Genomic DNA, 24,783 nt, shown 5'->3' with positions numbered 1-24,783 from the left:
GACCACGAAGGCTGACACATGTTCTCGATAACCCTCCCCCGACGATGGGCAGGGCTGGCCGCGGCATTCGTGCTGACGGTCGCGTGCGCCATCCTCGCGTTCGGCGCCACGACCGCGCACGCGGCCACGTCCGAGGCCTGCGACATCTACGCTTCCGGCGGCACCCCGTGCGAAGCCGCCTACAGCACCACCCGGGCGCTGTTCGGGGCCTATGACGGGCCGCTCTACCAGGTCCAGCGCGCTTCCGACTCGACCTACCTCAACGTCGGCCTGGAGTCGGCCGGCGGGGTCGTCAACGTGGCGCCGGAGAACTCGTTCTGCGCCGGCACGAACTGCACCATCACAGAACTCTACGATCAGACCTCGAACGCCAACAACATGCCGATCTCCCCCGGCACCGCCTGCTCGGGCTGTGGCGGCGGGAACGCGGGCCCCGGCGCCAACGGCGCGGACATCGGCGCACCCGCACAGGCGCTGCCGATCTACGTCGGAGGCCAGCCCGCGTACGGGATCCAAGTCGACAAGTTCGGCGTCGGCTACCGCGACAACTCTCCTCGCAACCTGCCGACCGGCTCCGCCGCGGACGGGCTGTACATGGTCACCTCCTCGAACCTGACCGATGCCAGTTGCTGCTTCGACTTCGGCCAGGGCGAGTCCAACGACTCGGATGACGGCAACGCGACCATGAACGCGATCTACTACGGCACCGACTGCTGGACGGGCAACTGCACCGGTCCCGGCCCCTGGGTGGGCGCTGACATCGAGAACGGCATGTACTTCAGCAACACCGGGGCGAACCCGTCCGCCTACCCGAGCGAGAACGCCTCGTTCCTCAGCGCCTGGGAGGAGAACAACGGGTCGACCAACATGACCCTGCAGTACGGTGACGCCCAGGCGGGCGGGCTGATCCAGACCTATTCGGGCGCCCTGCCGAACGGGTACAACCCGATGAAGATCCAGAGCTCCATCGAACTGGGCACCGGCGGGGACAACACCAGCCTGGGCACCGGAGAGTTCTTCGAGGCCGCCGACGTCGCCGGGTTCCCGTCCCAGGCCACACAGAGCGCGGTCCAGGCGAACATCGTCGCCGCAGGCTACAGTCTGACGCCCTCCGGCGAAGCCGCCTACGGCGGCGGCGCGCCCGCAGTGCCCGGCACCGTCCAGGCCGCCAACTACGACACCGGCGGACAGGGCGTGGGGTACAGCGTCAGCTCGGTCAACGGCACGGCCGACAGCTACCGTAGCGACGGCGTGGACCTGGAGACGACCGGCGACACCACCGGCACGACCGGTACGGGCGCCGCGTACGACCTCGGCTGGACGGGTAGCGGGCAGCGATTCCGGTACACCGTCGACGCGGCCGGCGCGGGCACCTACACGGTGAGCATGCGCCTGGCCTCGCCCAGCGGCGTCACCGACGGCCTCCACATAGCCAACCTGTCGGGAACCAACCTCACCGGCAACATCAACGTCCCGGCCACCGGGGGCTGGCAGAACTGGACCACGGTGACCGCCACGCTCACGCTGCCCGCAGGCACCCAGACGCTGGTGCTCGACGAGGACAACGGCGGCTGGAACGTCCACAACATGAGCTTCGCCGCGTCGGGCGTGACCTCGTCGTGGTTCGAAGTCGTCAACCAGGCCTCTGGTATGTGCGCGACCGCCGCGGGTGGCTCGACCGCCAATGGCACCGCCGTGAACCAGTCAGCGTGCACCGGTTCGGCCAGCCAGCTGTGGAAGTTCGTGCCGACCTCGGTCAGCGGCTACTACGAAGTGGTCAACGACAACTCGCAGTCCGAAGGCGAGAGCTGGAACATCACCGGCGGGGTCGGGGCGACCGGGCAGGGAGTCCCGCTCCAGACCTGGAACTACGGCGGAACCGGCAACACCAACGCGCTGTTCAACGCGAAGCTCGGCAGCTCCGGCACTTACACCTTCGCCGCCGACAACTCGGGTCTGTGCATCGGCGCCCCTTCCACCAGCAGTGGGGTTCAGCTCGTGCAGAACACGTGCAACGGCAGCACTGCTCAGGCTTTCAAGCTCGTGCCCAACTCGGGCATCAACAGTTCGTCGTGGTACCAGGTCGTCAATGAGGGCTCTGGTCTGTGCGCGACCGCCGCCGGCGCCTCGACCGCCAACGGCACCGCCGTGCAGCAGTCGGCCTGTACCGGGGCCACGAGCCAGAGGTGGCAGTTCGTCCCGACGTCGGTCAGCGGTTACTACGAAGTGGTCAACGAGAACTCGCAGTCCGAAGGCGAGAGCTGGAACATCACCGGCGGAATCGCGGCCACCGGCCAAGGAGCGACGCTCCAGACCTGGAACTACGGCGGCACCGGCAACACCAACGCGCTCTTCTCCTCGACCCTCCAGTACTCCGGCTACTACACGTTCAACGCGGACAATTCAGGCCTCTGCATAGGCACTCCCTCGACCAGCAGTGGAGCCCAGCTCGCGCAGTACGCCTGCAACGGCACCGCATCGCAGGCGTTCAGCCTCGTGCCCTGACAGAACGATTCGCCCCGGGACCCATCCAGCTGGATGGGTCCCAGGGCGATTTCCATGCCGCGGACACCTCCGATGAACCGCCAGCTCGGTCGGAGCCGGGAGATGATGACCATGAAGATATTGCGCTCATATGCAATTACATGACAAGCCAGCATCGATATTTTTCCCCGACTGCCGACGGCGTCCTTCTGCCTGCGCCCACCGAGCTTGCTTCCTTCGATGACAAACGCTTAGACTTCTAAACGTTAGACATCAACCAGCCCTGCTAGGGTGACCGTCATGCCGAGCTTCCAGGCCCCGATCGGGCTTCAGCTGAGCCAGGCGGCCCGCACCGTGAGCCGCGCCTTCGACGAGGCGCTCGGGCAAGCGGGCGGGACGCTTCCGGTCTGGCTGATCCTGCTGAACCTGACCATCCACCGCCTGCCGCACCAGCGGGCGCTGGCCGAGGCGGTCGGCGTCACCGACGCCACGCTCACCCACCACCTCAACGCGCTGGAGAAACGCGGCCTGATCACCAGGCAGCGCGATCCGGGGAACCGGCGGGTGCACGTGGTGGAGCTGACCGAAGAGGGCCGGCAGACGTTCCTGAGGCTGCGAGAGGCCGCGATGGCGTTCAACAGCAGGCTGCACCAGGGCCTGACCGAGAACGACGCGGCTGCTCTCTCGGCTCTGCTCGACCGCCTCGTGGCGAACGTCGGCGGCGCGGACACGGCAGTGCCCTGGCAGGGGCTCGCAGAAGGAGAGTGACATGTCGAACCAGACTGCCGCGGGCGCGAAAGTGCCGTTCAAGCGACGCGCCCAGGCGCGGGTGATGAACACCGCGAACATCGGCATGCGGCGCGTGCTCGGCCTGCCGGTGGCCACGCCGCTCGGCGGCCGGCTCATGCTCGCCTACATCATCGGGCGCAAGTCCGGCCGGCTCTACAAGCAGCCGCTGAGCTACGTCAGGGACGGCGAGGTGCTGCTGACCCCGGGCGGCGGCAAGTGGAAGTACAACCTCCGCGAGACCACCCCGGTCCGCCTGCGCATCCGCGGCCGCGACCACCAGGCCGTTCCGGAACTCGTGCGGGACCAGGACGAGGTGGTCCGGCTGCTCGGGGTCATGGCCGCCGGGAACCCGGCCGCCAGCAAGTTCATCGGGCTGCCGAAGGGCCCGGACGGACGTCCCGAACCGGCGGCGCTGGCGAACGCGATCAAGCACGGCTTCTGCATCGTGCGCTGGCACCTCGCCGAGCCGGCGTCCTGACCGGTACGGCTTGAGCGGGATGGCTTGCGCGGGACGCGGCCTGACCGGGACGGCTTGCGCGGGAGCTCCCGGGAAACGCGTCGAATAAATTTGACGCGTCGGGAACTCCCGACCTAATGTGGAGCCGTGTCCACCGACGTCTTCGCGGCGCTGTCCAACCCGGTGCGCCGCCGCATCCTCGAGCACCTGCGCGACGGGCCGCGGGCCACGACCGATCTGGCCGGCGAGTTCGCGCTCGGCCGCCCGGCGGTCTCCGAGCACCTCGCCGTGCTCAAGGCCGCCGGACTCGTGCGCGAGGAGCCGCGCGGCCGGCACCGCTTCTACCACCTCGAAGCGGCCCGGCTGGCCGAGGTCGAGGACTGGCTCACGCCGTTCGAGCGGTTCTGGAAGCAGCGCATCCAGGACCTGGCCGACTTCCTCGACGCCGAGGAGTCAGCCCTCGACGAGCACCCCGATACCCCCAAGGAGTAAGGCATGTCCGACACCCGGACCATTCACTGCGAGCAGCTGCTCAACCACCCGCCCGCCCGGGTCTGGGCCGCGTTGACCGAGCCGGACCTGCAGGCCCGCTGGTGGTCGGCCGGCGACATCAAGCCGGTGGTCGGACACCGCTTCACCCTCGACATGGCCGGGTGGGGCCGGCAGCAGTGCGAGGTCGTCGAGGTGGAGCCGGAGCACCGGCTGAGCTACCGCTTCGCCGAGGGGGTCTTGGACACCACCGTCACCTGGACGCTGGAGCCCGAGGGCGCGGGCACCCGGCTGCTGCTCGACCACAGCGGTTTCAACCTCGCGACCCCTATGGGCAAGGCAGCGTTCGAGGGTATGGGCGGAGGCTGGCCGAAGGTGCTCCCCCGCATTGACGCCGCTCTACTGCGAATTGATGATCAGCTGGATGCTGGTGGGGCGTAGTGGCCTGTCGGGTGGCGGTGACCGCGCGGTGTGGGAGGGAGCTTCGCTCCCGCCCACGGTTTCGCTTGCCCACCCTGCCCACCCGTTGCGTTGGCAGGGTGGGCTGCGGTTTCAAGATCTCGCCTCCGGCGCGGGCCCTCCCTCGGAGAGAATGCCGGAGTCTGTGGGGTGGGGTGGTTGGCGGGGCGGGCTGAGGTTCGGGGTGGTTGGGTGCCGGGGGCGTGCTCTCTCCTCGGCCGGGCACCAGAGGCAATCAGGAACCTGCCGGGAGCTCAAGCGGCGGCGGTTCCCGTTGATGCTGGATCTTGCATCGCGCCGCTTGACCTCCCGGCAGGTTCCTGATCGGGCTTCGCCTGCCGGACCGAGGAGAGAGCGCGCCCCCTGAGGGTCCGGTGCGAGCTGCGCTCAGGCAGAGTCCCGGCCCGACCGCGCTCGATGCGGAAGGATTCTGCATCACCCGGATCCGAACATCCCGACCCTTGATCCGTGCGATGGGCTCGGTGCTCCGGTCACGCTTGATGCTCGATCCTGCATCGCCCTGGTCCGAGCATCCCGAACCTCGACCCGTGTGAAGGCGCCGGTGCTCGAGTCGTGTGGCGCGGTCGCACGCCGAGGGGAAATCCTGCACCGCTTTCGGCCACCCTCCCGACGCCATCTGACCAGCCACCCCGTCCACCACCCTCCCGTCACAAGCCCCGATCCCCGTACTCTTCCATGCTAGACGCCATCACCGACAAAAACCGCGTATCCGTCCTTTACCGGAAAAGAAAAAATATGGGAGATTTCCGGGCACTCGGGCGTGCTCCCCGGCGTTGAAGGAGTAGAGGAGAAGACAGCGGCCCAGAACGGCGATGCAGGATTCTTCCGCACCGAGCGCGACCAGGCCACGGGACGGGAATCGGCCCGAGCGCAGCTCGCACCACTCCCTAGGGGGTGGGCTCTCTCCTCGGTCGGGCAGGCGAAGCCCCATCAGGGTTCTGCCGGGAGGTCAAGCGGCGCCATACACAATCCACCACCAACGGAAACCACCGCCGCTTGACCTCCCGGCAGGTTCCTGATTGCCTCCGGGGACCGACCGAGGAGAGAGCACGCACCCGCAACCCCACCATCTCGAACAACAGCCCGCCCCGCCGGCGCCAGCACCCACACGAACCCGGCACACTCTCCGAGAGAAGGGCCCACGCCGGAGGCGAAAGCTTGAAACCCCCGCCCACCCCGCCAACGCAACGGGTGGGCGGGTGGTCAGACAAACAGGGCGACGCGAAGCGGCCGCCCACACCGCGACGACCACCCCGACTCGAGAGGCCACCACACCCCACCAACACCCAGTCGATCATCAACTCGCCCTAAGCCAGTAGCAGCACACCCCGCGCAGTTGGTCACGGCTGACCGCTGCGCTCGCGCAGGATGGACGCGCCGTCCCCGTCGAGTTCGTCGAAGTAGGCCACGCGGCCTGCCATAGCCATGATCAAGGGCAGCGTCGCGCCGGTGACGAGCGGCCCTGAGCCGGTGGTGAAGGGCCCGTCCGTCGCCGCGAGTCGCAGGCCGCGGATGCGCGCCTTCGTCTGAGCGGGCACGTTCGAGCCCTGATAGTAATCGGCCAGTGTGGTCAAAGTACTGATGGGATAGTCGCGGTCGATGCGCAGCGGATGGCGGATGTCCTCGGCGTGCACGATGGCTTCGCCGAGCATCGCCTGCGCAGGTACGAGGGGCTTGGTCGTGCCGGGAGCCACCGCGCGGAAGCCGGCGAGCGTATCGGCCGGGGCGGCGCCCATGTGCTCGGCCAGTCGCATGGCGTTCATCCGGTCGAAGTCGAAGCGGCAACGCAGCGCGCCCGCCATCCATCGCGCCGGGCCGAGACTGGCTCCCGCGGTCAGGTGAGCCAGCACCTCGCGGACGGTGAACCGGTCGCACAGCGACTGAGTGCCCCACTGACGCTCCGTCAGCCGCGCCAGATCCTCGGCCAGAGCGGCCCGCTCGGCATGGATCAGGGGCCAGACGGGCCGGCGCTGATGGTCGGTCGGGCTCATGAGCGGGCTCCTCGGCTCGGCGGTGTGATGATCGGTCAGGCGGCCGTCGCGGTCGACCACAGGCTCGCCGAGCGCGCCCGCCCTACGGCAGCATCGTCGCTCGTCGCCGAGGACTTTTCCGAGCGGCTCGCGGAGCGGCTCATCGGGCGCCCGCGTCCGCTGCGTCGTCGACGGCCAGCAGCGAGCCGAGTCGGGCGAGCGCGCCGGGCAGCACCCAGTAGTACACCCAGGTCCCGCGCCGCTCGGAGTCGATCAGCCCGGCTTCGCGCAACACCTTCAGGTGGTGGCTGATCGTGGGCTGCGAGACGTCGAACGGCCCGGTCAAGTCGCACAGCATGCCTCGCCGCCCTCGAAGGAGGCGATCAGCGAGAGCAGCCGAAGACGCACCGGGTCCGAGAGCGCTTTGAACGAGGCGGCCAGCGACTTCGCGTCGCCCTCGGACAGCGGCTCGCGCACCATCGGGGCGCAGCAGGCCGGGGCCGGAAGCACAGGAAGCACCGGCAGCCCCGATTCGGACCCTGCAGACTTCGGCACGCGTCTATATTGACAGTCATCGATCCATGGGGCAAGGTCGGTTGCATAGACATCCGTCTATCCCAGGGAAGGGCGGTCATCATGTCCCGCGTCCAGCTCGCGCTGCGCGTATCCGACCTCGACGGCTCGATCGCGTTCTACAGCAAGCTCTTCGGCGTCGAACCGGCCAAGCGCCGCCCCGGTTACGCCAATTTCGCCATCGCCGAGCCCCCGCTCAAGCTGGTCCTGATCGAAGACGAAGGCGACGAGCCTGCTCGGCTCGACCACCTCGGCGTCGAGGTCGAGGAGGCCGAACAGGTCGCCGCCGCCGTCACTCGTCTGGCCGCACAAGGTCTGGCCACCGACGTGCAGGAGAACACCACCTGCTGCTACGCGGTGCAGGACAAGGTCTGGGTCACCGGCCCCGGCGGCGAGCGCTGGGAGGTCTATACCGTCCTCGCCGATGCCCGCCCCGACCTCGAAGGCCAGACCGACTGCTGTCGGCCGACCGGAGCCGACCGCGCGGCCACAGTCACAGCCTCAGCCTGCGCCGACTGACCGCCGCGGGTCGCGGGAGCCGGCTACTCCACCACGAATTCGACGTCGATGTTGCCGCGCGTCGCCTTGGAGTACGGGCAGACCTGGTGGGCCGCCTCGACGAGCTTGCGGCCCTCCTCCTTGCTCACGGCCTCCGGCAGGGCGACCCGCAGCACGACCGAGATGGCGAAGCCGTCGTCGTCCTTGTTCAGGGTGACTTCGCCGGTGACGGTAGTGCCCCTGATGTTCACCTTCGCCTGACGGGCCGACGCGTCAAGCGCACTGCCGAAGCAGGCCGAGTAGCCGGCGGCGAACAGCTGCTCGGGGTTGGTGCCCTTGCCGGTGCCGCCGGCCTCCACCGGGAACGCGAGGGCCAAGTCGATCTGGCCGTCAGGGCTCGAGACTCTGCCCTCCCGGCCGTTCGTCGCGGTGGCTTCCGAGGTGTAAAGCGCGCTCATTCGATACTCCGTCAGTCGAGGTTTCTCCACGGATGGCGACCGCGTCGCGGTCAGGCGACGAACTGGTGGTCGGAGCGGATACGGCCGTCGGCGGCGAAGGTCAGCACGTCGAAGCCGCTCCCGGCCACGCCGCCGTCCGTCCGGTCGCGCATCACCCAGGTGAACGACACCGCCGCGCCGGCCTGCCGGACCGGCTCGCTCTCTCGCTCGAAACGGTATTGCCCCGGGGCGACGTACATCTCGTAGGCGCGCCCGACCCGCGCGTCGAGGCCGTCGTGGCCCTGCACCACGAGTGGTGGGAAGGGGATGGCGAAGCGGGCGGCGGTCTCGCGGACGTCGCTCGTGGCGTTCACCAGCACGTGCACCGCGTCGATCGCCCACACTCGTCGTATCAGCTGACGGCGATGCTCCGGGTCTGGCTCGTTCCACTGCGCCAGGTACACGTCGATGACCGCTTCGAGGTCGCTGTCGTTCTGCGGGATGCTCATGCGGCCGAGTCTGCCCAAGCGGGCGCGGTCATGCGATTCCCTGGAGGGTATGACGACGCGGCGGTGCCCGGCCCTACCGAGCCCTACCGAGCCCTGCCCAGCCCGCGCAGCGCGGGCCGGGCACAGCACAGCCCTTCGGCTACTTGACGCGCTCGAGCACGACGACCGGGATCTCGCGCGGCGTCTTCGTCTGATAAGCGTCGTAATCCGGCCAGGCCTCCACCATCGAGGCCCACATCGCCGGCTTCTCCTCCGGCGTGGCTACGCGCGCGACGGCGCGGAAACGGTCGGCCTTGATCTGGACCTCGACGTTCGGGTCGGCCTGGAGGTTGAGGAACCAGGCCGGCGGCTGCTCGGCGCCGCCCTTCGACGCGACCACCGTGTAGGCGTCGCCGAACGGACGGAAGATCAGGGCGTGGGACCGCTGTTCGCCGCTCTTCCGGCCCTTGGTGAACAGCAGCAGGATCGTCGTGTCGTTGCGCCAGTGGTATCCGTCTTCGCCGTCCGTCTCGAGGTAGCGAGCGACGTGCGGGTCTCCGTGCAAGTCAATGGAACTGGTCATGACGATGATTCTGCCCTGGGTCGTCGGGGCGGGACCAAACGAACGCGCGGGCCGTGCCTCAGGACTCTGGCTGGGCTTCGCGGGACCAGCGGAAGGCGCGTCAGCTACCCGCGTGGACGCCGGTGGCCACGGCCGGATCGAAGGCGGCCTGGACCGTGATCTCCTCCATCGTCCGCGCGAACGTCTCCATGTCGTCAGGCGGCAGGTAGCGCGTGTCGGCCCACACTTCGAGATAGACGGCGGGCACGGCCAGCTGCTCCGGGGTGATCCGCTCCGGCGCGGTGAGGTCAGGGCCCGAGTCGACCTGGAGGAACAGGCTGCCCGAGAAGGTGGACTCCTTGCGCTCCCATCGGAACATGCTCTGCTTCAACGCCGCTTGCACCTGCTCCTCGCTCGGCAGCGGACGCCCGGGCTCCAGCTCGGCTTCGCGGCGGCGGTCGTTGACGAAGCAGGAGATGTCGAACGGCTCGTCGTGCTCCTCGCTGAGCCGGTCGAGCAGTTCGTTGCGGCCGTCCGGGCGGTAGTACCCGTGCAGGGCGCCCGCGGTCACCGCCTTCCAGGCCAGGGCGACGACCTCGTCGAAAGTCTTATCCGCGACCTCGACGACGCACAGTCCGGGCTGCGAGACGGCGCCGACGAGCGGGCCGAGGCCGGGGCGGAAGCGGTTGCTGACGATCGTCTGCGCGAGGCTCGGGTTGACACCGGTCACCCGCGCGAGAGCCACGGCGTAGGCGGCGAAGAGCACGTGGGTGGTGTTCGTCTCGGTGCGGTCGGCGATCCGCTGCAGCGCGAGGTGCATCGCCGGCGAGTAGCAGTACAGCTCCCAGAAGCGCGGCTCGCATCCCTCCCCGGCGTGGCCGAACCGGCGGGCGGGTACTCCGCGCAGGGCGTTGGCCCAGTGCCGCAGGGACTTGTCGCTGGCGCGGCGGCCGGCCGGGGTGGACTGGGACCGGGCCAGCTCCAGCGGCGTGATCCCGTTCGGCGGCGCGGTCTCGAGACCGCTGGTCCGATCGAGGGACTCCAGATCCGCCACCATCGCGTCGATTCCGCCGCCGTCCACCGCCAGATGGCAGTACTGGACGACCATATGGGTGACTTCGCCGTCGCGGCACACGACGCCCATCCGCACCGGCCACTCGTTCGCGTAGTCGAAGGCCGGCACCTCGAACTCCACCCGCAGTTCCTCGGCGGCCGCGGCCGGGTCGTCCTCGGCGTCGACGTCCACCACGTGTAAGGCCACCTCCCCCGCCGCCGCGACCTCCTGCAGCGGACGGACCGGCCGTCGCGGCGAGCCGGCTGACGCTTCGTCGGGCTCGAACCGCAGCCGGGTCCGCAGCGAGGGATGCCTGCAGATCCAGAACCGCAGCATCACGGCCACGTCCGCGGCGGTGGTGCCCGGCGGCATCGGCAGCGCGCCGCCGATGTTGAACGTGCGGCCGGTGCGCACGATCGCGTCCCAGAGTTCCACCTGGCCCCAGGTCAGCTCGCCGGCACCGCTGCCCGCACCCTGGAAGCGAATCGAGATCGTGCTCCGCGCGACGGCCATGGCCCGCCCCTCTCGACGACAATCAGGAACCTGACTCACCGCCGCCCCGGGTGTCAACCGCGCCCGCGCGGCCGCGCCCGCCGCCCGCGGGTTCGGCGCTGTCAAGGCCGCGAAATTTTCGCTCCCGCGCCGGAGCGCACGGAGATGAAGACGAGATTAAGAGCATTGATATCGGCGTTGCTCCAGGTGTGAAAGCTTCACGAAAACCGGCGGTGAATCCGGCCCGTCCGGCGCGGCGCCCGCCCGAAGCGGCGCGAGAGGCCTCCGCGGGCTCGGGCGCAGGCCATGGCCGTTGTTCTCAAGCGCTGGAGCCGTCGCGGGCCGCTCCGCGGCCGAAGAAATCCGGCTCGGCCGCGCCCCGGATTTTGCGGTAAGCGCTTTACGGCCCCGAAGGGCCATGCCTAGCCTTCCCACGATCACCCAGATTGCCCCGAAGGAGAAAGGCTGTCATGGCTGAATCCCTGTCTCGACGGCGCTTTGCCGTCACGGCCGGCACCGCGCTGATGGCGGTGGGCGGCCTGCCCACACTCGCGAAGGCACGAGCCGCCACCGCCGGCGCGGCGACGCCCGCCGCGGCCGCCACCGACGCCTACACCCAGGCGTTCCTGACCCAGTACGCCAAGATCAAAAACTCGGCGAACGGCTACTTCAGCCCGGAAGGGATCCCGTACCACTGCGTCGAGACGCTCATCGTCGAGGCGCCGGACCACGGGCACCAGACCACCTCCGAGGCGTTCAGCTTCTGGTTCTGGCTCGAGGCCACCTACGGCCGGGTGACCGGCGACTGGACGGCCTTCAACAACGCCTGGACCACCGCGGAGCACTACATCATCCCGCAGCACGTGGACCAGCCGAGCAACAGCTCGTACAACGCGAGCTCGCCGGCCACCTACGCGCCGGAGTGGCCCGACCCCAGCGACTACCCGAGCCCGCTCGATTCCTCCGTCGCCGTCGGCCAGGACCCGCTCGCCGGCGAGCTGACCTCGACGTACGGCACGTCGGACATCTACGGCATGCACTGGCTGATGGATGTCGACAACACCTACGGCTACGGCAACACCCCCGGCACCGGGGCGGAGGCCGGCCCGACAGCGACCGGACCGTCCTACATCAACAGCTACCAGCGCGGCTCCGCGGAGTCGGTGTGGCTGACGATCCCCCAGCCCTGCACCGACCTGTTCAAGTACGGCGGCACGAACGGCTACCTGGACCTGTTCGTCAAGCAGTCCAGCGCCTACTCGCAGCAGTGGAAGTACACGAACGCCCCGGACGCCGACGCCCGCGCCGTTCAGGCCGCGTACTGGGCGTACACGTGGGCCGCGGCGCAAGGCTCCGGCAGCCAGGTCTCCGCTTCGGTGGCCAAGGCCGCCAAGATGGGCGACTTCCTGCGCTACTCGCTGTTCGACAAGTACTTCAAGCAGATCGGCAACTGCACCAGCGCCAGCGGCTGCGCCGCCGGCAGCTCGCGCAGCTCCGAGCACTACCTGCTGGCCTGGTACTACGCCTGGGGCGGAGCGGAGCCCGGCGGCGGCTGGGCGTGGCGCATCGGCGACGGCGCCTCGCACCAGGGCTACCAGAACCCGCTGGCCGCCTACGCGATGTCGAACGTGGCCGCGCTCACGCCGATGTCGCCGACCGCGAAGGGCGACTGGGCGAGCAGCCTGGGCCGGCAGCTGGAGTTCCTGCAGTGGCTCCAGTCCGCCGAGGGCGCGCTCGCCGGCGGCTGCACCAACAGCTGGAACGGCTCGTACAGCACTCCGCCGTCGGGCGACTCGACGTTCTACGGCATGGCCTATGACTGGGAGCCGGTCTACCACGACCCGCCGAGCAACAACTGGTTCGGCATGCAGGCGTGGGGCGTCGAGCGGCTTGCCGAGTACTACTACGTGACCGGGAACGCGACCGCGAAGAAGATCCTGGACAAGTGGATGGCGTGGGCCGCCTCGGAGACCACGGTCACCGCCACGAACTTCTCGATCCCCTCCACGCTCGGCTGGTCCGGCCAGCCGGACACCTGGAACCCGTCGAGCCCGGGCAGCAACACGGGGCTGCACGTGAGCATCGCCGACTACGGCAACGACGTCGGTGTCTGCGCCGCGTACGTCAAGGCACTGACCTACTACGCCGCGAAGTCCGGCAACACCACCTACAGCGCCCTCGCCAAGAGCCTGCTCGACGCGATGTCGACCTTCGCCGACTCCAAGGGCATCGCGGTGCCCGAGGTCCGGACCGACTACAGCAGCTTCGGCGCCACCGTCTACGTGCCGTCCGGCTGGTCCGGCAAGATGCCCAACGGCGACGTGATCGCCCCCGGCGCCACGTTCCTCTCGATCCGGTCCTGGTACAAGAACGACCCGGACTTCCCGAAGGTCCAGGCGTACCTCAACGGCGGTGCGGCGCCCAGCTTCACCTACCACCGGTTCTGGGCGCAGGCGGACATCGCCATGGCCTACGCCGTGTACGCGGACCTGATCGTCAACGCCGGCACCACGACCGGCGGCGACACCACGCCGCCCTCGGCGCCGACCAACCTGAAGGCGACCGGCGAGACCAGCACCACCGTCTCGCTCTCGTGGACCGCGTCGACCGACAACGTCGCCGTCACCGGCTACCACGTCTTGCGCAACAGCACCCAGGTCGGCACCACCACCAGCACGACGTACACCGACACCGGCCTGACCGCCTCCACGGCGTACAGCTACACGGTGATCGCGACCGACGCCGCCGGGAACCTCTCGACCTCGTCGAACACTGTCAGCGCCACCACGTCCGCCGGCAGCACCGGCGACACCACGCCGCCCTCGGCGCCGACCAACCTGAAGGCGACCGGCGAGACCAGCACCACCGTCTCGCTCTCGTGGACCGCGTCGACCGACAACGTCGCGGTGACCGGGTACAAGGTCTTCCGCAACGGCACGCAGGTCGGTACCAGCACCAGCACGACGTACACCGACACCGGCCTGACCGCCTCCACGGCGTACAGCTACACGGTGACCGCGAACGACGCCGCCGGCAACAACTCGACCGCGTCGAACGCGGTCAGCGCCACCACCTCGGCGGCCGGCGGCGGGACCGGGACCGGCACGGTCAAGGTGCAGTACGCGAACCTGGACACGGCGCCCACGGACAACCAGATCAAGCCGGGCCTGCAGGTGGTCAACACCGGCACGGCCGCGCTGGCCCTGTCGACCGTGACCGTCCGGTACTGGTTCACCAGCGACGGCGGTGCGAGCACCTTCAGCACCTACTGCGACTACGCCGTGGTCGGTTCGGGCAACGTCACGCACTCGGTCGTGGCCATGGCCACGCCCAAGACCGGCGCGGACCACTACCTGCAGGTCGGCTTCACCAGCGGTGCGGGCAGCCTCGCCGCGGGCGCGTCGACCGGCCAGATCCAGAACCGGTTGAACAAGACCGACTGGTCGAGCTTCAGCGAGACCAACGACTACAGCTACGGCACCAACACCGCGTACACCGACTGGACCAAGGTGACGGTGTACGTGAACGGCACCCTGGCCTACGGCACCGAGCCGTCATAAACGACCGGCCGGAGCTCATAGCAGGGAAGCGATAACCCGGTGGCGTGCCGCGGACCCCGAGACCGCGGCACGCCATCGGGCTGTTCCGCAGGGTTCTTCCGTTCCGCCGCGGATTCCCTTTGCTCGTCAGTGGTCTGAACCAATCGCCGCCATCAACGCGACCTCTCGATGTTCATGGCGGTCGTGATCAGGCTGCGCGCGGCGTTCTCGTCGGCCAGGCCGGCGCCCTTGGCCGTGACGCGGCCGAACCTCACTCTCCGTCAGACCGGGTATCGGCCGGAGCCTCCGCGCCGGCCCGGTCGTGCGTCCACTCCCCGCCGAGCCGGATCAGCTTCGCGATCGCGGCCGACTCAGTCACGCTCGCCGCCGTCTTCGCTGCCTGGTTCGGCCGGATGAATCGGCGCGCTGTTCACAGCTCCGCCTCCGGCAACTCGACAGGCAGGTAGACGCGCGGAAACGGCGTTCGGTCCTCCTCTCTCCAGACGAGACGGCCGTCGTCGTCCCGGTCGAAGAGCCCGCAGTCACACCGCCCCTCGGGGTCGCCGACCCGCACGGGCTCTGCGCCGGCTTCACGATCGCAGATGACATACACATCAGGCCTGCTGAGCCACTCCCGCTCCGATTCGAGCGAATCGATCCGGGTGACGAACCGCAGGGGCGTACCGTCCGGCGCGGTGACCATGCCCTACACGGGTACATCAGGCACATTCCCTGCGGGCGGCGGCTCTACGACCGTGAAACTGTCCTTACCTCCGTTGATGTACACACCGAAGTCCACGAAGCCCTCCGGCAGCAGATCGTCGGCATCGCCGTCGTAAAAGGGCGCGAAATCCACTGTCGGCTCGTCATCCTCAGCCCACCAGTAGCTGAAGACGACGCGGTCCGACCTGGTGGTGTCCATCCACGGCTCGCACCGCGCGATCCAGGTCCGCCGCCCCCACGCACGGTTCGCCGCGACATCCCGCTCGACCGCCGCCACCACTGCCTGCTCGACCGTCATCATGCGGCGAGCATAATTCAGACCCCTGACAAGATCGGCGACCGTGCGCGGCGTCGGCCGCGGCTCAGCCGGCAGTCGCGGCTTGTTCGCGCAGCGAACGCGGGCGCAGATCGGTCCAGACGGCTTCGATGTGCTCGAGACATTCCGGTCGCGTGCCGACAGTGCCCTCCTCGCGCCAGCCCGCAGGCATCTCCTTGCCCTCGGGCCACACCGAGTACTGCTCCTCGTCGTTCACGACGACGGCGAAGCGCGGCTGCGGGATCTGGGCTTCTTCGACGCTCACGGCGCCACCTCCGTTTTGTCTTTCTTCGTGGATGAGAAATCGTGCTGCGTTTGGTGCGGGATGCGGGCGGAGGCAGCGAGGGCGGCGAGGCCGACTTCGTCGTCGATCTGGGCGTCCGGGGCGACGCTGTCGAATCGTGCGACGGCGGGGATCCGGCTCGCGATCAAAACCGTGAGCAGCAGCAGCGCGGCGAACAGCTCGTAGGACAGGCCGATGCCGCGGCCGGCGCTCACTCCGGCGGCGCGGGCGAGCCAGCGTGCTGTCAGAGGGCCGAGCACGCCGTTGGCCAGCGGGATCGTCGACCAGGCGACGAGCGTGTTGAGCGCGAAGACGCGGCCGTGGAAGCGCAACGGCACCTTCACCAGGACGATCGCCATGTAGACGCCGTTCATCAGGGTCACCGTCAGGGCCATGCCGAACCCTCCGGCCGCCACCAGCGCCGCTGAGGGCCGCGCCCCGGCGATCGCGCCGAACACGGCGAATGCGGCGAGGAACGCGAGCACCGCGCGCATCCGGTGCTCGCGCGGGCCGCCCCAGGCCAGGATCGCGAAGCCGCCGATGGCCACGCCGGCGCCGGAGAAGGTCGCGGTGACCGCAGCGGTGTGCAGCGGCGCGAAGGAGAGCACCAGCGGCGAGACCATCACCAGCATCGGGGCGAGGAAGACGTTGGCGGCGGCGAACAGGAGCAGCAGGGCGCGCAGCCCGCGGTTGCCCGCCGAGAACCGGAAGCCCTCCCTGATCTCGGCGCCCACGGTCTCGCGCCGACGCCAGCCGAGCGTGTCAGGGAACCGGACGTATGCCGTGACGCCGATGGCGAACAGATAGCTGACGACGTCGAAGGCCAGGATCCCGCCCAGGCCGATGGCCGCGAGTACGCCGATGGCGACCAGCGGAACGAAGAACTGCACCAGTCCGTTTCCGGTCTGCATGAAGCCGATCGCCTGGCCGAGGTAGCGCTTCGGCGCCAACTGCGCGACCGACGACGTGTACGCCAGGCGTTGGAAGGTGAGTGCCAGCGAGAGCACGCCCAGCAGTACGTATATATGCCAGGGCTGGAGGTGTCCGCTGAAGTACAGGACCGCCAGCGCGGCCTGCGTCAGCCCGGCACAGCCGTCGCCGAGCAGCATGACGCGCTTGCGGCTGAACCGGTCGGCGACCGTGCCAGCGATCGGAGCGGCGAGGATGCCGGGCACCAGCGCGACCACGGAGAACAGGGCGAAGCGGGCGAGCGAGCCGGTCCGGGCGAAGACCCAGATCGGGATGGCGAACTCGGTGAGGGCGGAGCCGAGCATGGAGACGGTCTGGCCGCCGGCGACGGACAGGAAGCGGCCCATGCTCGGCTGGACTCCGTCGGCCTCGCGCGAGTCGTGGCCCCGGGCGACGGCGTGCAGCCACCAGGTGGAGCCGGGCATACGGCGGTAGCGGCCGGCCCAGGAGGGATCGTCGCGGACAGCGGGCGGCTCCGTCGCTGCCCGAGCCGCCTCGATCGGCGACGGCTCGATCGCCGCCGGTTCAATGGGCTGCGGCTCAATGGGCTGCGGCTCGGCGATCGCGCGGTGGACGCCGGTGACGATCTCGGCCAGCTCTCCGGCGCGGTAGCGCAGGAAGAAGTGCCCTGCTTCGTCCAGCACGACCAGGCCGGCGGTCGCGGAGATCCCAAGCCATTCGCGGTAGCGCTCCTGGTAGAACTCCCCCGCCGGGTCCCGCTCCCCTATCACCGCGATCACCGGCGCGTCGAGCGTGAGCGGAGGGTCCGTGAAGACGGTGCCGAAGTAGGCCTCTGCTTCGCGAGTGCCGTCGCGGCGGTTGCGCACGATCAGGGCGAGCTGTTCCGGGTCGATCTCCTCGACGTCGAGTCCGGCCGCGGCAAGCGCGTTGACCATCCATCTGTCGCTGCGCAGGCCGTCACGCCAGATCGACATGCGCGCGGCGAGTCGCGCGACCGGGCCACGGGTGCGGGCGAAGGGGAAGATGCCGCCGAGGTACACGGCCTCGATCAGACGTCCGGCCTCCTGGAGCAGCCGCGCGATCTCCACGGTGAGCATCACGCCGAGCCCGCAGTGGCCGTAGAGCACCAGCGGGCCCTGAACGTGGGCCAGGATCTCGCGCACGCAGTCGGCGGCCACTTCCGGAATCGGCCGGGCCTGTTCCCCGAGTTCGTGGCCGGGGACAGCGATCGAGTACAGGGCCCAGTCGTCCGGCAGCACGTCGGCGAGCGGCTTATATATCAGTGCACTGCCGCCACCGTAGGGCGCGCAGACGACGGTACCGGCGGTCGCGCCGGCCGGGCGGGCGGGGGTGAGCCGGTGTATCAGCGGACGGTCGTCGCCGGCCGGCGACGGGTCGGCCAGCAGTGCCGCCAGAGTGCGCACGGTCGGGGCCTTGAACAGATCCATGACCCCCGGCGGCCGTTGTCCTTCGGGCACCAGCGCACGCAGCTTGGCCACGACGCGCACCGCGAGCAGGGAGTGGCCGCCGATCTCGAAGAAGTCGTCGTCGGCGCCCACACTCGCCAGCCCCAGTACGGCTTCGAAGATCCGCGCGATCTGCTCCTCGACCGGTCCGGACGGCGGCTCGCCGACGCCGGTCGCGGCACGCGCCGGCGGCTCCGGCAGGGCCCTGCGATCGACTTTGCCATGGTCGGCAAGCGGAAGCGCGTCCAGCCAGACCAGGCGGGCGGGCACCATGTAGTCGGGCAGGTGGTCGCGCAGCGCGCGCCGCAACGCCGCCTCGTCGGCCGACGGATCCGCGTCAGCCAGCGGTTCCGGGCCGGCCGCGCGGACGAGATACCCGATGAGCATCGGCTCCGCCCGGGTGCCGCGCACGTCCACCACGGCCTGCCGGACTCCGGGCAGGGCGGCGAGCGCGGCTTCGATCTCGCCGGGTTCGACTCGGTAGCCGCGGATCTTCACTTGCAGGTCGCGCCGCCCGAGGAACTCGATCGACCCGTCCGGCAGGCGGCGGCCGAGGTCGCCCGAGCGGTACATGCGCGCGCCGGGTGGGCCGAACGGGTCGGGGACGAAGCGGTCGGCGGTCTGACCTGGGCGTCCCAGGTAGCCGCGGGCGAGCCGGTCTCCGCCGAGGTAGAGCTCGCCGACAGCGCCGCGCGGCACCGGCTCCATCGCTTCATCGAGCACATATACGCACGCGCCGGGCAGCGGTCGGCCGATCGGGGTCGTCGTCGTGATCGGCTCGATGCTGGGATCGACGATTTGGGTGGCGACGCCCACCGTCGCCTCGGTCGGTCCGTAATGGTTGACGATCCGCACCCCGGTCGCGGCGAGTTCCCGGGTCCGGGACCAGACCGAACCCTCGCCGCCGAAGAGCAGCGCCTTGGCGGGCAGCAGTTCCCCGAAGCCGGCGTCGGCGGTGAGGGCTTCGAAGTGCGAAGGGGTGAGCTTGAGGTAGTCGATCCGGTTTTCGCGGATGTAATCGGCCACATCGCGTCCGCTGCTGCGCGGGGGCAGCAGGTGCAGGGCGCCGCCCGCAGCAAGACAGGAATAGAAGAGCGTCAGGCCGAAGTCGAAGGAGAGTGACTGCATCAGCAGGTGTCGCGCGCCCGGCTCGATCGGGATGCGGGCCGAGACCGCCGCGACGTAGTTGACGGCCTGTCGGTGCGCCACCGCGACGCCTTTGGGACGTCCGGTGGATCCGGACGTGTAGATCACGTAGGCGAGGTTCGCAGGATCGACGTGGGTTTCGGCGTCAGCGGGCAAGTCGGTAGGCTCGACGTCGAGCAGGACCAGGTCATCGGGGACGGCCTTGAGCTTGCCGAGCAGGTCGGACGTCGTCACGAGCGCTGCCATGCCGCAGTCCTCGGTCATGACGGCGAGTCGCTCGGCAGGCTGCTCGGGGTCGAGCGGCACGTAGGCGGCGCCGGCCTTCAGCACGCCGAGGACGGCGGCGGCCAGTTCGACGGACTGCTCCAACAGCACGCCGACGCGGCTTTCCGTGCCCGCGCCTAGAGCACGCAGGCGCCGGGCAATCCGGTCCGCGTCGGCACCGAGCTGCGCATACGTCGCACTCCGACTATTGCAGACCACGGCGACGTTGTCGGGCACCCTGCTGATCTGCGCCTCCACGAGCCCATGCAGGGTCGGGGCCGGGGCCTCGGGCACGGGGTCGCCGGTGGACTCGGCCACCTCGATGCGCCGCTCCTGCGGGCTGGTGAGCACGATCTCCGAAACCGACAGATCCGGGTCGGTCGTGACCTGCTCGATCAAGGTGCTGAATCGTCGTCCGAGCGCCTGCGTGCTCGCCTCGTCGAAAAGGGCGGTGCGGTAGGTGAAGGTGCAGCTCAGGCCCTCATCGTTGCGTTCGGCGTAAAGGGCGAGGTCCGCGTGCGTCTGCGTGCCGCCGAGGTGTACGGCCTCGAATGCGAGGCCGATTTCGGCGAAGACGGGCCGTTCGTAATTCTGCAGCGCTAAGGTCGTCTGGAAGACGGGTGTGCGGCTGGTGTCCCGGGGCAGCGCGAGCTGGGAGACGATTCGCTCGAACGGGACGTGTTCGCGCTCGTAGGCCTCGAGGGCGACGGCGGCGGTCCGTCCGACCAGCGCGCGGAAAGTCGGGTCGCCGCTCGACTCCACTCGCAGCGCCACGGTGTTGACGAACATGCCGACGAGTTGCTCGGTGTCGGGGTGGCCGCGCCCGGCGACCGGGGAGCCGATGGCGAAGTCGCTCTGGCCGCTCCACCGGCCGAGCAGCGCGCGGTAGGCGGCGAGCAGCACGATGAACGGCGTGGTCCGGGTTGCGCGGGCGAGCGCCTCGACGGCGAGCGCAGTCTGTCGGCCGAGCTGGAAGGTGTGCCAGGCGCCCGCGTAGTCGATCTCCGCAGGCCGCGGCCGGTCGGTCGGCAGGTCGAGCACGGGTGTTCCGGCGAGCCGGGTGCACCAGGCCGCGAGGTCGGCGCGGCCTTGGGCGCTCTCCATCCGGTCACGCTGCCAGGCTGCGACGTCGCCGTATCGGACGGGCAAGGTACTGAGTTCCGTGGATCCGCAGCCGGTCGCGGAGCGGTAGTAGTCCCATAAATCGCGCAGCAGCAGTCCCGCTGACGATCCGTCGCACACGATGTGGTGCACAGCCAGCAGGAGCACGTGGTCGTTGTCGCCGAGGCGGGCGAGGTAGGCGCGCAGCAGCGGGCCGGCGGCGAGGTCGAAGGGGCGGTGGCCACGTTCCGTGAGCCAGGGCCATGCGACGTCGAGGTCGTCGAAGTCCGCCGTCTCGATGGTAACCGGGAACGTGGTCACATGGGCGCTCGGCGCGCCGTCCTCGTCGGCCGGAAAAACCGTGCGCACCGGCTCGTGCCGCTCGACCACGGCGGCGAGGGCTCGGTGCAGCGCTGGCTCGTCCAGGCAGCCGCGGATCCGAACCGCGATCGGCAGCGTGTACGCGGCGCTGTCCGGAGTGAGCTGATCGAGGAACCAGAGCCGTTCTTGCGCGAAGGACAACGGCGGGCAGTCGACTGGTCCGGAATGAGGCGGGATCGGCTCGCGCGAGGCCGTCCCCGCGCCGACGCCCGCGTTCACGAGGCCGCCACGCAAGCGGGCTTCGAGCAAGGCGCGCCGGGACTCGGCAGTCGCGGTGTCCGTGTTCACTGCCCCTCCTGCCCGGCCAGTTCTCCGAGTACTTCCTCGTCGGTGAGGGCGTCGATCTCCTGCTCCAACAGGCGCTCGAGCTCGGCCGCGATCCCGCGCACAGTCGAGTCCGCGAACAGGGCCTTGATCGGCAGCGCGACGCCGCTCGCCACCCGCAGCCGGCCGACCACTTTCATCGCGAGCAGGGAGTGGCCACCGAGGTCGAAGAAATCGTCGAGCGCGCCGACCTGATCGAGCTCGAATAGTCCGGCGAAGACCTCGGCGACCAGCTGCTCGGCAAGCGACTCGCAGGGCACGTACTCGGCGGTCACTGCGTCCGGCCGGGGCGGGACCGGCAGGGCGGCCGTGTCGATCTTTCCGTGTGCGTTCAACGGGAACTTGGGCAGGACCATGATCGCCGCGGGTACGAAGTAGGCCGGCAGCGCAGCGCCGATGTAGTCGCGCAGCTCTTCGGCCGTGGGCTCGGCGCCGGGCTTCGGCACGACGTAGGCGACCAGATGGCGCTCAGTCGCCTCACCCCGCACGAGCACCACCGCGCCGGAGAGCCGGCGGTGTGCGGCCAGTCGCGCCTCGACCTCGGCCGGCTCGACCCGGAACCCGCGGATCTTGACCTGGTGGTCACCACGGCCGAGGAAGACGAGCGTGCCGTCGGACCGCAGCACCACCCGGTCGCCGGTGCGGTAGAGCCGGGAACCCGGCGTCCCGAAGGGGTCGGGGATGAAGCGGTCCGCGGTCGCTCCCGGCGCGCCGAGATAGCCGCGGGCCAGGCCGTCGCCACCGAGGTACAGCTCGCCGGGGACGCCGACGGGGACGGGTTCGAGTGCGGCGTCGAGCACGCGCGCTGTGGTTCGGCCGATAGGGCCGCCGATGCTCGGCCGCCCTGCGGCGTCGGCCGCGCCCAGCCGGGCTGCGGTGGCGATCACCGCCGCCTCGGTCGGGCCGTAGGTGTTGACGGTCTCGATCTGGTCGCCGAAACGCTCGCGCCAAGCTCCGACCGCGGCGCCGGACGCCTGGTCGCCACCGAGGATCACCAGGCGGAGCGTGTCGGGCCATCGGATCTCGTCCGCCTCGGCCACCAGTTCGTGCCAGTACGCGGTGGGCAGGTCGAGCACGGTGAGCCCGTCGGCATCCGGGGTGGCGAGGAAGTCGGGCAGCAGTGCGCCCTGCTCACCGGGCAGCACGAGGGTCGCACCGGAGGCGAGCGTCGGGAAGATCTCTTCGACGTGGGTGTCGAAAGTGACTGCGGAGAACTGCAGCACGCGGTCCTGCGGGGTCAACCGGTAGGACTCGCGCATCCACTCCACGCGCGCGGCCAGCGCTCGATGGGTGATCAGCACGCCCTTGGGCGCGCCGGTCGAACCGGAGGTGTAGATGACGTACGCGAGGGAGTCCGCGTCAAGAGAATCCGGGAGCTGCGACAAGCCGTCGATCGGCGTGTCCGCCGACACATCGCCAACCATCAGAACACTACATTCGACCTCGTACTCGTCCAGCCGGTCGAGGCCGGGGAAGCTCGGTTCCGCAGCGATGACAGCGGGGGCGCAGGCAGCAAGGATCGTCAGGTTGCGCACGGTCGGCGCCGCAGGATCGAGCGGCAGGTACGCAGCGCCCGCGCGCCACGCGGCGAGCATAGAGATGATCAGGTTCGGGCCCTTGGGCAGCGCGAGCGCCACCACCTTCTCCGGACCAGCGCCCGCCGCCGCGAGCCGCGCGGCCAGCGCTTCGACTCGGGTGAGCAGCTCGGCGTACTTGAGGCTGCCGCCGGCCCAGGACAGCGCGCACTGATCCGGATGTTGGGCTGCTGCGGCGGCGATGGCCGCCGGGACGAGCGGCGCCGGCGTGGCCGGGCTCTCGCCTCGTGCGGCCCGCTCGATCAGCCGGCCCTCGTCGGGGGTGGAGAGCGGGATCTGCGAGACGGGATAGTCAGGGTCCTCAGTCACCGCTTCGAGCAGCGTCCGGAAGCGGCGGGCGAGCCGCTCGACCGTGGAGGCGTCGAAAAGCTCGGTGCTGTAAGTGAATCGGCATTCGATGCCGTGCTCGTGCGGCCACGCATCGAACAAGAGGTCTGCTTTGCTCTGCTCGAATGAGGGGTCGTGGATGACGCTCTGGAGGCCGGAGAATCCGGTGAACAGCGCGGCCTTCACATTCTCCTGCGTGTGCAGCGCGAACATGGCCTGGTAGAGCGCGGTGCGGCTCAGATCGCGCGGCACCTCGAGCTCTTCGAGCAGCCGCTCGTACGGGACCTCCGCGTGTGTGAACGCGCCGAGCGCGTCGGCGCGGGTGCGGCGCAGCAGCACACGGAAGGTCGGGTCGTCGCGCAGATCGGCCCGCAGTACGACGGTGTCGACGAAGTAACCGATCATGTCTTCGAACTCGACGCTCGCACGGCCCGCGACCGGCGAGCCCACGGTCACCTCCTGCTGACCGCTGTGCCGCGCAAGCAGGATCTCGAAGGCCGTAAGCATGGTCATGAAGGGCGTGACCCGCTGGTCCTTGGCTAGCCGGGCAATCCGGGCAGCCAGAGCGGCGTCGAGGGTGAGGGTCAGCGCGGCGCCCGCCGAGCCACGCACAGCCGGACGCGGGCGGTCGGTCGGCAATTCGAGGACCGGGCAGTCCCCCAGCCGCTCGGCCCAGTAGGCGACCGCGGCCTTCGCGTCCGCGCTGGCCAGCCGATCCAGCTGCCGCTCGGCCACGTCCGCGTACTGGAGGCTCCGCGGCGGCAGCTGGGGCTCAAGCCCCGCGACGTACGCGGCGTACGCCTCCTCGGCCTCCCGGAACAAGACCCCGAGCGACCAGCCGTCGCCGGCGATGTGGTGCAGCACGACGCAGAGCAGGTGGTCCTGCGCAGCCAGCCGGATCAGGCAGACGTCGAGCACCGGCCCGCGCTCGAGGTCGAACCGCTGGTTGGAACGGGCACGCAAGAGCGCGTCGGCCTGCTCCATCCGCTGCGCTTCCGGCACCTCGGTCAGGTCGGAGTGGCTGATCTCGAAACCCTGATACGGCAGCACGTTCTGGACCGGGCCGTCAGGTCCGTCCTGGTAGACCGTGCGCAGGATCTCGTGCTGCCGCACGGACGCGGCGAAGGCCCGGCGCATCGCCTCGGCGTCGAGCAGGCCGGTCAGACGCCGCACGATCGGCATGTTGTAGGCGGGATCGCCCGGGTCCATCCGGTCGGCGAACCACAGCCGCGTCTGCCCGACGGTCAGCGGGGCGACGCGCACGACCGCGTCCTGCGGGAAGGTGGTCATTGCGTCTCCTCCAGGCGCGCGCCCAGCCAGTCGGCCAGCGCGCTCAGGGTTTCGAGGGCCTCGAAGATGTCGTCGGCCTCGACGAACAGACCGAACTCGTCCTCGATCGCGTCGATCAGGCGCAGCCGGGCGAGCGAGCCGACGCCGAGCACGGCCAGCGGGCTCTCCGCGTCGCGCGCGATCCGCTCGGCGGAGACCTCGCCGTCGCAGGCCACGCTGATCAGCTCGGCCAGCTTCTGCCGCAGCTCGGCGGCGGTCGCGGCGCTCATGCCACCACCTCGCCAGCGCGCGGGAGGCGCATGAGCGAGCGCACAGTGCTCATTGA

At 69.7% G+C, this 24,783-nt stretch carries 19 protein-coding genes; 7 read left to right on the top strand and 12 right to left on the bottom strand.

Annotated features, from left to right (window positions below):
* Positions 1-18: 18 nt before the first annotated feature.
* The 5 genes from ACTRO_RS01365 (at position 19) to ACTRO_RS01345 (ending at position 4,660) form a co-directional block, all read left to right on the top strand.
* A complete protein-coding gene (locus tag ACTRO_RS01365; protein ID WP_084315873.1) occupies positions 19-2,505 on the top strand; it encodes an arabinofuranosidase catalytic domain-containing protein in 2,487 nt (828 codons plus the stop codon).
* A gap of 279 nt (positions 2,506-2,784) precedes the next feature.
* Positions 2,785-3,252, top strand: coding sequence for a MarR family winged helix-turn-helix transcriptional regulator (locus tag ACTRO_RS01360; RefSeq protein ID WP_051452260.1), 468 nt, complete (start codon positions 2,785-2,787; stop codon positions 3,250-3,252).
* A 1-nt stretch (position 3,253) separates the two neighbouring features.
* On the top strand, positions 3,254-3,751 hold the full coding sequence (locus tag ACTRO_RS42520) for a nitroreductase/quinone reductase family protein (protein WP_051450122.1): 498 nt from the start codon (positions 3,254-3,256) through the stop codon (positions 3,749-3,751).
* A gap of 126 nt (positions 3,752-3,877) precedes the next feature.
* Positions 3,878-4,222, top strand: a complete 345-nt coding sequence (locus tag ACTRO_RS01350; RefSeq protein WP_051450121.1) for an ArsR/SmtB family transcription factor — start codon at positions 3,878-3,880, stop codon at positions 4,220-4,222.
* A 3-nt stretch (positions 4,223-4,225) separates the two neighbouring features.
* A complete protein-coding gene (locus ACTRO_RS01345) occupies positions 4,226-4,660 on the top strand; it encodes an SRPBCC family protein (protein WP_051450120.1) in 435 nt (144 codons plus the stop codon).
* Positions 4,661-6,039: 1,379 nt separating this feature from the next.
* On the opposite strand, the gene ACTRO_RS01340 is transcribed toward ACTRO_RS01345, so the two are convergent.
* Positions 6,040-6,690, bottom strand: a complete 651-nt coding sequence (locus ACTRO_RS01340; protein ID WP_034272491.1) for a maleylpyruvate isomerase family mycothiol-dependent enzyme — start codon at positions 6,688-6,690, stop codon at positions 6,040-6,042.
* A gap of 139 nt (positions 6,691-6,829) precedes the next feature.
* Positions 6,830-7,159 carry an ArsR/SmtB family transcription factor gene (locus ACTRO_RS01335; protein ID WP_245594649.1) on the bottom strand — a complete coding sequence of 110 codons (330 nt, stop codon included), beginning with the start codon at positions 7,157-7,159 and terminating at the stop codon, positions 6,830-6,832.
* 146 nt (positions 7,160-7,305) lie between these two features.
* Here ACTRO_RS01335 and ACTRO_RS01330 point away from each other — a divergent pair, with 146 nt between their 5' ends.
* Positions 7,306-7,761 carry an ArsI/CadI family heavy metal resistance metalloenzyme gene (locus tag ACTRO_RS01330; protein WP_051450119.1) on the top strand — a complete coding sequence of 152 codons (456 nt, stop codon included), beginning with the start codon at positions 7,306-7,308 and terminating at the stop codon, positions 7,759-7,761.
* Positions 7,762-7,784: 23 nt separating this feature from the next.
* Here the strand turns inward: ACTRO_RS01330 and ACTRO_RS01325 are convergent, their stop codons facing one another.
* The 4 genes from ACTRO_RS01325 to ACTRO_RS01310 all read right to left on the bottom strand — a co-directional run bounded on the left by ACTRO_RS01325 (position 7,785) and on the right by ACTRO_RS01310 (position 10,794).
* Complete coding sequence (locus ACTRO_RS01325) at positions 7,785-8,198, bottom strand: organic hydroperoxide resistance protein (protein ID WP_034260609.1); 414 nt, start codon at positions 8,196-8,198, stop codon at positions 7,785-7,787.
* 50 nt (positions 8,199-8,248) lie between these two features.
* On the bottom strand, positions 8,249-8,686 hold the full coding sequence (locus ACTRO_RS01320) for a hypothetical protein (protein WP_034260607.1): 438 nt from the start codon (positions 8,684-8,686) through the stop codon (positions 8,249-8,251).
* 139 nt (positions 8,687-8,825) lie between these two features.
* Positions 8,826-9,248 (bottom strand): nitroreductase family deazaflavin-dependent oxidoreductase, encoded by a 423-nt coding sequence (locus tag ACTRO_RS01315; protein ID WP_034260605.1) that lies wholly within the window; start codon positions 9,246-9,248, stop codon positions 8,826-8,828.
* Between the two features lie 100 nt (positions 9,249-9,348).
* The gene (locus ACTRO_RS01310; protein WP_034260603.1) at positions 9,349-10,794 is read right to left on the bottom strand and encodes a condensation domain-containing protein; all 1,446 of its coding nucleotides are present in this window, start codon (positions 10,792-10,794) and stop codon (positions 9,349-9,351) included.
* A gap of 449 nt (positions 10,795-11,243) precedes the next feature.
* Here ACTRO_RS01310 and ACTRO_RS01305 point away from each other — a divergent pair, with 449 nt between their 5' ends.
* Positions 11,244-14,333 (top strand): glycoside hydrolase family 48 protein, encoded by a 3,090-nt coding sequence (locus ACTRO_RS01305; RefSeq protein WP_084315871.1) that lies wholly within the window; start codon positions 11,244-11,246, stop codon positions 14,331-14,333.
* Between the two features lie 409 nt (positions 14,334-14,742).
* Here the strand turns inward: ACTRO_RS01305 and ACTRO_RS01300 are convergent, their stop codons facing one another.
* The 6 genes from ACTRO_RS01300 to ACTRO_RS01275 form a co-directional block, all read right to left on the bottom strand.
* The gene (locus tag ACTRO_RS01300; protein WP_034260601.1) at positions 14,743-15,015 is read right to left on the bottom strand and encodes a hypothetical protein; all 273 of its coding nucleotides are present in this window, start codon (positions 15,013-15,015) and stop codon (positions 14,743-14,745) included.
* Between the two features lie 3 nt (positions 15,016-15,018).
* Positions 15,019-15,336: a hypothetical protein gene (locus tag ACTRO_RS01295; RefSeq protein ID WP_034260599.1), complete on the bottom strand. Its 318-nt coding sequence runs from the start codon at positions 15,334-15,336 to the stop codon at positions 15,019-15,021.
* Between the two features lie 61 nt (positions 15,337-15,397).
* Positions 15,398-15,616 carry an MbtH family protein gene (locus ACTRO_RS01290; protein ID WP_051450118.1) on the bottom strand — a complete coding sequence of 73 codons (219 nt, stop codon included), beginning with the start codon at positions 15,614-15,616 and terminating at the stop codon, positions 15,398-15,400.
* Entirely contained in the window at positions 15,613-21,210 is a 5,598-nt protein-coding gene (locus tag ACTRO_RS01285) for a non-ribosomal peptide synthetase/MFS transporter (RefSeq protein WP_034260597.1), read from the bottom strand. The genes ACTRO_RS01290 and ACTRO_RS01285 overlap by 4 nt, the downstream gene beginning before the upstream one ends.
* Positions 21,207-24,458 carry a non-ribosomal peptide synthetase gene (locus ACTRO_RS01280; protein ID WP_051450117.1) on the bottom strand — a complete coding sequence of 1,084 codons (3,252 nt, stop codon included), beginning with the start codon at positions 24,456-24,458 and terminating at the stop codon, positions 21,207-21,209. Before ACTRO_RS01280 ends, ACTRO_RS01285 begins: the two co-directional genes overlap by 4 nt.
* A complete protein-coding gene (locus ACTRO_RS01275; RefSeq protein WP_034260592.1) occupies positions 24,455-24,727 on the bottom strand; it encodes an acyl carrier protein in 273 nt (90 codons plus the stop codon). Before ACTRO_RS01275 ends, ACTRO_RS01280 begins: the two co-directional genes overlap by 4 nt.
* Between the last annotated feature and the right edge of the window lie 56 nt (positions 24,728-24,783).

The sequence above is a fragment of the Actinospica robiniae DSM 44927 genome (genome assembly GCF_000504285.1).
In the GTDB taxonomy this organism is placed as follows: Bacteria; Actinomycetota; Actinomycetes; order Streptomycetales; family Catenulisporaceae; genus Actinospica; species Actinospica robiniae.
The sequence above is the reverse complement of the archived record's forward strand: the minus strand, read 5'-3'. Positions and strand labels throughout refer to the sequence as shown.